We start from the raw sequence: 8,009 nt of genomic DNA, 5'->3' as shown, positions 1-8,009 counted from the left end.
GTCGCCACCACCACGTAATCGAATTCCTCGGTCGACAGCGCGTCGGCCTTCATGTCGCGCACGGTCACCGAGAATTTGCCGGTTTCTTCGCTGTACGACACCCATTGCACCGCCATGTTGAAGCGGATGCAGCGGCGCAGGTCGCTTTTCTCGATCCGGCCCATGATGTAGTCGCGCAGCACGGCGCGCGGCGGGTACGAGGCAATGGGCTTGCCGAAATGCTGCTCAAAGCTGTAGTCGGCAAACTCCAGGCACTCCTTGGGGCCGTTGGACCACAGGTAGCGGTACATGCTGCCGTGCACCGGCTCGCCGTGCGCATCCAGTCCGGTGCGCCAGGTGTAGTTCCACATGCCGCCCAGGTCGCTTTGTTTTTCATAGCAAACGATGTCGGGCAGCTCTTCCCCGGCCTTGCCGGCCGCCTCAAAAGCGCGCAGTTGCGCCAGGCCGCTGGGGCCGGCGCCGAGGATGGCGATGCGTTGTTTCATGGGTGGGGTTCTCCTGTGGTTGAAGCGGCCGCCAAGACGGCCGCAGTCCCTGTCGCGAGGCGGCAGCCGAACGAAGGACATGGGTGGCCGCGATCGCCGCAGGGGCGAGTCCACAGCCGCGAGGGCCAGGCCCGAAGGGCAGTCGGCGCCAGCTTCCTGGCGCCACGGCAGGGCGGGATCGGTGGAGGCGCAGCGTTCAGGGAACATTGGCAACCGATACACGCCGCCTGGCATGGAAAGGTGGCGCACGGTGTGCGCACGGCGACGGCGCTGCAGCGCCGCAAAGGCCACGCAAAAGCAGGTGGCCTGAAAGTGTCAAAAACGCAACAACCTTAACATAAACACGACAAAAATCGGTGTACGGGGCCTTTCATCCGGCATTTGGTGCTGGACGGCGTCCATGGCGGCCGATGGGCAGCGGGGGTGGGCAAGGCGGCAGCGCCGCCTGTCCAGTGGCGCGGAAAAGGTGCCGCGCACGGCGCTGCGCGCCGGGTGGGCGCGTCACGCGCTGGCGTTGCCGCCCACGCTCCGTCCCGCCTCGGTGCCGCTGCGCGCCGCGCCTTCCAGCGTCGCGGGGTAAGGTCCGGCAATGTAGTCGCCACAGGCCCACAGGCCCGGTGCGATCTGCGCGGCGGGGCGCTGCAGGCCCGGGGTGCAGGCAAACGTGGCGCGCTTTTCGACCACGGTCTGCACGGCGCGCAGATCGGCCAGGCCCAGTTCGGCCCGTGCCTGCCGTAGCACCTGCTGCTCCAGTTGCGCACGCTCGCCCTGGCTGGTGCTGACGACGAAGGCCAGCAGGCCGGCCGGGCCGCCGAGCTGGCCACGGTCGAAGACGAATTGCGCCGGGTGGTCGGCGTGGCTGCGCAGGGCCAGCATGGGCGCGGCCAGCAGCAGGCCATCGGGGCGCACCGGGCCCTGCGCATAGACCGTGGTGATGGTCTCAAAGCGCAGCGCCTGCGCGCAGGCGGCCCAGTCGCACATCGGCACCGCCATCGAAAACGGCGCCGTCTGCGCGCAGTGTGAGACGAGGCGCGCGGCCTCGGTGCTCGGTGCCGCCAGCACCACTGCGTCGAACAGGGTGCCGTCCACGCTCCAGCCGCCCTGCGGCGCGGCCAGCACCGCCTGCACGCGCAGGCCGGTGCGCACGATGGCGCCCTGGGCGCGCAGCCAGCGCGCCGCGGCTTCGGGAAACACTTCGCCCAGGTCCACGCGCGGCAGCAGCAGGTAGGAGCCGCCGCGCCCGCCAAACAGGCTGTCTTGCAGCACGCGCAAGAAGACCTGGCCGCTGGCCTGGTCCGCCGGCGTGTTCAGCGCGGCCACGCACAGCGGGTCGATGAATTCGGCCACCAGCCGGGGCGGCAAGGCCGTGCACAGCGCGGCCACCGACAGCTGCGGCGCGCAGGCAAAGCGCGCGCGCTGCCAGGCGTGGGCCGTGCGCAGCAGCGCCAGCCGGTCGCGCCAGTGCCAGCCGCGCGCACGCGCGATGCCGACCACGGCGTCCCAGGGCGGCGGCAGCTCGGGCCACTGCAGGCCGCTGCCGTCGGCAAAGCGCAGCGCCAGCGGCAGGCGCAGCAGCGCGGCGTCGGGGTCCACGCCGACCTGGCGCATCAGGCGCAGCGACTCGGCGTAGGCGCCGATCAGGATGTGCTGGCCGTTGTCGAGCCGCAGCGGGGCGCCGTCCACGTCCGAGGCCAGAACGGCCCGGGCGCGCCCGCCGACGCTGCGGGCGGCTTCAAAAACCGTGGCGTGGTGGCCGGCCTCGACGGCGGCGATGGCCGCCGCCATGCCGGCCCAGCCGGCGCCGATGATGGCAATGTGCATGGCTCACATCCGCCCGAGCGCCTGCATCTTCCAGGCCAGCCAGAACTTGCGCAGCGGCGTCAGGCTCACGCGCTGGTGCAGCACCTGGAAGTTGTCGCGCTCGATCTCGGTGAGCAGCGTGCGGTAGATGCTGGCCATCATCAGGCCGGGTTTTTGCGCGCGCCGGTCGGCGGCCGGCAGGAGCGCCAGCGCCTCGCCGTAGAGGCGGTGCGCGCGTTCGGCCTGGAAGCGCATCAGCGCGGTGAAGCGCTCGGAGTATTCGCGCTTGAGGATCTCGTGCGCCTTCACATCGAACTGCTGCAGCTCGTTGACGGGCAAATAGATGCGCCCGCGCAGGGCGTCCTCGCCCACGTCGCGCAGGATGTTGGTGAGCTGCAGCGCCTGGCCCAGGCGGTGCGCGTACGCGGTGGTGCCCGGATCGGTCTGGCCGAAGATCTGCGCCGCCACCTCGCCCACCACGCCGGCCACCAGGTGGCAGTAGCGCTGCAGGCCCGCGTAGTCGAGGTAGCGCGTCTGGTCCAGGTCCATGACGCAGCCCTCGATCACGGCCTGCAGGTGGCGTTGCTCGATCTGGTAGGTGCTGGCGTGCGGCATCAGCGCCTGCATCACGGGGTGCGTGGGCTGGCCCTTGAAGGACTGCGCCACCTCGCCCTGCCACCAGGCGAGCTTGGTGCGCGCGACGCCTGAGTCGCTGACTTCATCGACAACATCATCGATCTCGCGGCAAAACGCATAAAAAGCCGTGATCGCCGCGCGCCGGGGGCGGGGCAGGAACAGGAAGGCGTAATAGAAGCTGCTGCCCGAGGCGGCGGCTTTTTGCTGGACGTACTGTTCCGGATTCATGTGCGGGATTGTCCCATGGCGTGGACGGCCACTTGGGGCTCGCCCTACACTGGCGCCCCTTGAAGGACCTCCATCGTGCAGACAAATTTCCTGGTGCTAGGCATCGAATCCTCGTGTGACGAAACCGGCGTGGCGCTCGTGCAGGCGCATGCCGGGGCGCGCGTGCCCACGTTGCTGGCGCATGCGCTGCACAGCCAGATTGAGATGCACCAGGCCTACGGCGGTGTGGTGCCCGAACTGGCCAGCCGCGACCACATCCGCCGTGTGCTGCCGCTGACCGAAGCGGTGCTGGCCGAGTCGGGCCGGGCGCTTTCCGAGGTGGACGTGGTGGCCTACACGCGCGGGCCCGGCCTGGCCGGCGCGCTGCTGGTCGGCGCGGGCGTGGCGTGCGCCCTGGGCGCGGCGCTGGACAGGCCCGTGCTGGGCGTGCACCACCTCGAGGGCCATCTGCTGTCGCCGTTCTTGAGCGCCGACCCGCCCGAGTTCCCTTTTGTGGCGCTGCTGGTCTCGGGCGGCCACACGCAGCTGATGCGCGTGGACGGCGTGGGCCGCTATGCCATCCTGGGCGAGACCATCGACGACGCCGCGGGCGAGGCGTTCGACAAGTCGGCCAAGCTCATGGGCCTGGGCTACCCGGGCGGCCCGGCGCTGTCGCGGCTGGCCGAGCAGGGCGATCCGGCGGCGTTCAAGCTGCCGCGCCCGCTGCTGCACAGCGGCAACCTCGACTTCTCGTTTGCCGGCCTGAAGACGGCCGTGATGACGCAGGCCAAGAAGCTGGGCGACGACCTGGAGGCGCGCAAGGCCGACCTGGCCGCCAGCACGCAGGCCGCCATCGTCGAGGTGCTGGTCAAGAAGTCGCTGGCAGCGTTGAAGGAGACCGGCCTGCGGCGCATCGTCGTGGCCGGCGGCGTGGGGGCCAACCGCCTGCTGCGCACGCAGCTCGACGCCGCCTGCGCCCGGCTCGGCGTGCGCGTGCACTACCCCGAGCTGCACCTGTGCACCGACAACGGCGCCATGATCGCCCTGGCCGCCGCCATGCGCCTGCAGTCGGGGCAGCAGCAGGCCAACCGCGACTATGCGTTTGACGTCAAGCCGCGCTGGCCGCTCGATGCGATTGCGCCGGGGAGCGCCGCCGCGGTCTGAGGTCGAGGCCGGGCCTCAATCCGGCGCGCGACGCCCCACGGTCAACAGCAGCGTGTTCGGCCCCTCCCAGCCGTTGGCGCCCTGGAACACGTCGAGCTGCGTCTGCATGTCATGCCAGGCCGCTGCACGGGCGTCCGCGTCCAGCGGGGCCAGCAGTTGCCGGATGGGTGCGGCCGACGTGCGGATGAAGTCGAGAAAGGCCGCGCTGGACGGCAAGCGAAACACCGCTGGCACCGCAGTAGTGCGCACGCCGGTGAAGCCTGCCTGCGCAAACAGCGCGTCGATCAGGCCTGGCTTGCCCAGGCTGAACAGCGTGCCCGGCTGGTACGGGTCGCGTGGCGGCTTCCCGGAATGGCGCAGCGCTGTGGCGGCGACGAGGGCCATGCAGGGGTTGTCCTGCGGCGGGGCGAACACCAGGGTGCAGGCGTGGCCTCCCGGTTTGAGCGCCGCGTGCATTTCGCGCAGCGCCGCGAGCGGGTCGGGGCAGAACATAAGCCCGAGGCGGCAGATCGCGGCGTCGAAGTCTGCGCCGGCGAGGTCCAGGTGCTCGGCGTCGGCGACCTTGGTTTGCACCTGGCCCAGGCCGGCGTTCACGGCCTGGCGCTCGGCCAGGGCCAGGATGGCGGGCGAAATGTCCGTCGCCAGCACCTGGCCACCGGGCTCCACGCGGCGGGCGATGGCCAGCGTCTGGTCGCCGGCGCCGGCGGCCACGTCGAGCACGCGTGCGCCAGGCTGCACCTGGGCCGCGGCGAGCATGACGTCGGTGACATCGGCGAGCCAGCGGTGGATGTGCGGGGTCTGGGCGTCCCACCCCTGCGCGGCGCTTTCCCAGGCGTCACGGGTGGCTGCCTTGAATTGTCCGGGCGTGGAGGCCGGGGGGTGTTCCATGGTCCGCTCCTGGAGCCCGCAGGAAAGGAAGACGGTGTCCACGCGGGCTTTGGACGCGTGCCGATCATGCGCGCGCCCTGGCGAAACCGCAACCCCCGCGGCCGCTGTGCCCGCGCGCAGAAATTCCAATGAAAAACGCTCGAAGCCCAATAGGGCCGGGCGCATGAAGCTACGGAAACAGGAGCTTTGCCGAACGCAGTGCCGTCACTGGATGGTCAAGTGCGTGGCACGGTTCACCGGCGCCAACTTGGCCAGCGTGAGCGTCAGCACGCCATGCTCGAGCTTGGCGCCGCTCGCGGCGGCGTCGATGGCTTCGGGCAATTCCCAGGCGCGCTGCACCTGGCGCGGCGCACCGTCCACGCTGCGCACGCGCACCACGGCGCCGTCGATCGTGATGTCCAGTTGCTCGCGCGCCAGGCCGGGCACATCGAGCTGCAAGGTGATGGCTTTCTCGTCTTGCGCAGCGCTGCAGCCAGGCGCGGCGGCGGGGCGGGCCAGTGCGGCGCGCAGGAAACGCTGCAGCGCCAGGTCGGACATCGGGAGGCGGGTGGCATAGGCGGCGCGGCGCACCACGGGGGCGAAGATCATCAGGGTTACTCCTATACACTGCGCGGCTCCCGGTGTGGTTGCCGCATGCTAGGCAAGTGCGTGCACCGCCATTGATTTCAAGGAAAAACTCCCATGAATAAATTCAAGCCCGCCGCCTTGAAAACCGGCGCAGCGGCTCTATTGGCGCTTGCCGCCCTCTCGGCCAGCTTTGCGCAGGCGCCCACGCCGGGCGCTTCGGCCGTGGTCGCCCCGTCCGCCGCGCCCATCAAGGTGGCGCTGATCGAAAGCCTCTCGGGCCCCTTCGCCAACACCGGCGAGGCGGTGTTCCGCAACATCTTCTGGGCCGTGGACCGCGTCAATGCGCGTGGCGGCGTGGCCCTGCCGGCAGCGGCCGGCGGCGCGCGGCCACTGGTGCTGCAGCGCTACGACAGCAAGGGCCAGAACGAAGAGGCCCTCTCGGCCCTGCGCGCGGCCATCGACGACGGCGCCCGCATCGTGATGCAGGGCAACTCCTCGGCCACGGCCGCGGCGCTGCTCGACGCGATCAACAAGCACAACGAGCGCGACCCGGGCAAGCGCGTGCTGTTCCTCAACTATTCGGCGGTCGACCCGATCCTCACCAACGAAAAGTGCAGCTTCTGGCATTTCCGCTTCGACGCCCATGCCGACATGCGCATGGCCGCGCTGATGGAAGTGGTGCGCGAGGACAAGGCGCTCAAGAGCGTGTACCTGATCGGCCAGGACTACAGCTTTGGCCAGGCCGTGCTGCGCGAGGCCCGGCGCCAACTGGGCGCGCAGCGCCCCGACGTGGCCGTGGTGGGCGACGAGCTGCACCCCGTGGGCCGCGTGAAGGACTTTGCGCCCTACGCCGTCAAGATCAAGGCCAGCGGCGCGCAGGCCGTGGTCACGGGCAACTGGGCCAACGACCTGACGCTGCTGGTCAAGGCCGCGCGCGAGGTCGGCTTCGACGGGAGCTTCTACACCTTCTACGGCAACGCGCTGGGCGCACCGGCGGCCATCGGCGACGCCGGCGTGGGCAAGGTCGTCGCCGTGGCCGACTGGCTGCCCAATGTGCAAAGCCTGCAAAGCGAAGCCTTCTACCAGTCGTTCCGCGAGCGCTTTCCCAAGCCGCAGGACGACTACGTGCACATGCGCATGCAGCTCATGGTCGAGACGCTGGCCCAGTCGATCGGGCGCGCCGGCAGCACCGACACGGTGGCCGTGGCGCGCCAGATGGAAAAGGCCAGCGTGCAGCTGGCCGGGCGCAGCGGCGCGATGCGCGCGGCCGACCACCAGTTCCAGCAGCCGCTCGTGGTGGGCGTGATGGAAAAGCAAGGGGCGCCGGGCGCCAAATTCGACGTCGAAGGCTCGGGCTACGGCTTTCGCGTGGTGCGCGACATCCCGGCCACCAAGGCGCAGCAGCCGCACAGCTGCCAGATGCAGCGGTTTTGAGCGCGAGCGGCGCGGCGCGCGGGGCCTGCCGCCGCGCCCCGGCGCTCAGCGCCGGATCCGGTAGCCGGTCTTGAACACCCACCACACCGCGGCCAGGCAGGCCGCCATGAACGCCAGCGTCATGCCCACGCTCACGCCGATGTGCACGTCGGCCGCGCCATAGAAGGCCCAGCGCAGGCCGCTGATGAGGTAGACCACCGGGTTGAACAGCGAGACCGCCTGCCACACGGGCGGCAGCATGTTGATGCTGTAGAACGCGCCGCCGAGGAACGTCAGCGGCGTGATGACCAGCAGCGGAATGATCTGCAGCTTCTGAAAGCTGTCGGCCCACAGGCCGATCAGGAAGCCGAACAGGCAGAAGGTGACGGCCGTGAGCAACAGAAAGCCCACCATCCACACCGGGTGCGCGATCTCGTACGGCACGAACACCCGCGCCGTCGCCAGGATCAGCACACCGACCATCAGCGACTTGGTGGCGGCCGCGCCGACGTAGCCCAGCAGCACCTCGACCCAGTTGACCGGCGCGCTCAGCAGCTCGTAGATGGTGCCCGACCACTTGGGCATGTAGATGCCGAAGGACGAGTTGGAAATGCTCTCGGAGAGCAGCGACAGCATCAAGAGGCCCGGGATGATGTAGGCGCCGTAGTCCACGCCGCCAATGTCGCCCATGCGCGAGCCGATCGCCGAACCGAAGACGATGAAGTACAGCGAGGTCGAGAGCACCGGCGCAATCAGGCTTTGCGCCCAGGTGCGGAAGGCGCGGTGCATCTCGAAGCGGTAGATGGCGCGCACGCCGTGCAGGTTGAAACCCATCATTGGGGTGCTTTC

7 protein-coding genes and 1 pseudogene are annotated in these 8,009 nt (G+C 69.8%); 2 read left to right on the top strand and 6 right to left on the bottom strand.

All coding sequences use genetic code 11. The features are described 5' to 3' along the window. The 3 genes and pseudogenes from B2J89_RS20115 to hpnD all read right to left on the bottom strand — a co-directional run. Window positions 1-485: pseudogene (locus tag B2J89_RS20115) on the bottom strand (NAD(P)/FAD-dependent oxidoreductase); the annotation flags it as partial. Between the two features lie 501 nt (window positions 486-986). Continuing rightward, a complete protein-coding gene (gene hpnE, locus B2J89_RS20110) occupies window positions 987-2,306 on the bottom strand; it encodes a hydroxysqualene dehydroxylase HpnE (protein ID WP_169170388.1) in 1,320 nt (439 codons plus the stop codon). Between the two features lie 3 nt (window positions 2,307-2,309). Then, the gene (hpnD, locus tag B2J89_RS20105) at window positions 2,310-3,149 is read right to left on the bottom strand and encodes a presqualene diphosphate synthase HpnD (RefSeq protein ID WP_169170389.1); all 840 of its coding nucleotides are present in this window, start codon (window positions 3,147-3,149) and stop codon (window positions 2,310-2,312) included. A 75-nt stretch (window positions 3,150-3,224) separates the two neighbouring features. Here hpnD and tsaD point away from each other — a divergent pair, with 75 nt between their 5' ends. Next, window positions 3,225-4,292, top strand: coding sequence for a tRNA (adenosine(37)-N6)-threonylcarbamoyltransferase complex transferase subunit TsaD (gene tsaD / locus B2J89_RS20100; RefSeq protein ID WP_169170390.1), 1,068 nt, complete (start codon window positions 3,225-3,227; stop codon window positions 4,290-4,292). Between the two features lie 15 nt (window positions 4,293-4,307). On the opposite strand, the gene B2J89_RS20095 is transcribed toward tsaD, so the two are convergent. Continuing rightward, a complete protein-coding gene (locus tag B2J89_RS20095; protein WP_169170391.1) occupies window positions 4,308-5,180 on the bottom strand; it encodes a class I SAM-dependent methyltransferase in 873 nt (290 codons plus the stop codon). Between the two features lie 204 nt (window positions 5,181-5,384). Beyond that, window positions 5,385-5,768 (bottom strand): Hsp20/alpha crystallin family protein, encoded by a 384-nt coding sequence (locus tag B2J89_RS20090; protein ID WP_169170392.1) that lies wholly within the window; start codon window positions 5,766-5,768, stop codon window positions 5,385-5,387. 93 nt (window positions 5,769-5,861) lie between these two features. Between B2J89_RS20090 and B2J89_RS20085 the strand changes: the two genes are divergently transcribed. Further along, window positions 5,862-7,181 (top strand): branched-chain amino acid ABC transporter substrate-binding protein, encoded by a 1,320-nt coding sequence (locus tag B2J89_RS20085; RefSeq protein ID WP_169170647.1) that lies wholly within the window; start codon window positions 5,862-5,864, stop codon window positions 7,179-7,181. 45 nt (window positions 7,182-7,226) lie between these two features. Here B2J89_RS20085 and B2J89_RS20080 read toward each other — a convergent pair whose 3' ends face one another. Further along, window positions 7,227-7,994, bottom strand: a complete 768-nt coding sequence (locus B2J89_RS20080) for an ABC transporter permease (RefSeq protein WP_169170646.1) — start codon at window positions 7,992-7,994, stop codon at window positions 7,227-7,229. Between the last annotated feature and the right edge of the window lie 15 nt (window positions 7,995-8,009).

The organism is Acidovorax sp. SRB_24 (assembly GCF_012931925.1).
The sequence above is the reverse complement of the archived record's forward strand: the minus strand, read 5'-3'. Positions and strand labels throughout refer to the sequence as shown.

What these genes read in the sequence shown, in the direction of transcription:
- hpnE (WP_169170388.1), bottom strand. Translation starts at nt 2,306, where the DNA reads ATGCACATTGCCATCATCGGCGCCGGCTGGGCCGGCATGGCGGCGGCC.
- hpnD (WP_169170389.1), bottom strand. Translation starts at nt 3,149, where the DNA reads ATGAATCCGGAACAGTACGTCCAGCAAAAAGCCGCCGCCTCGGGCAGC.
- B2J89_RS20095 (WP_169170391.1), bottom strand. Translation starts at nt 5,180, where the DNA reads ATGGAACACCCCCCGGCCTCCACGCCCGGACAATTCAAGGCAGCCACC.
- B2J89_RS20090 (WP_169170392.1), bottom strand. Translation starts at nt 5,768, where the DNA reads ATGATCTTCGCCCCCGTGGTGCGCCGCGCCGCCTATGCCACCCGCCTC.
- B2J89_RS20085 (WP_169170647.1), top strand. Translation starts at nt 5,862, where the DNA reads ATGAATAAATTCAAGCCCGCCGCCTTGAAAACCGGCGCAGCGGCTCTA.
- B2J89_RS20080 (WP_169170646.1), bottom strand. Translation starts at nt 7,994, where the DNA reads ATGGGTTTCAACCTGCACGGCGTGCGCGCCATCTACCGCTTCGAGATG.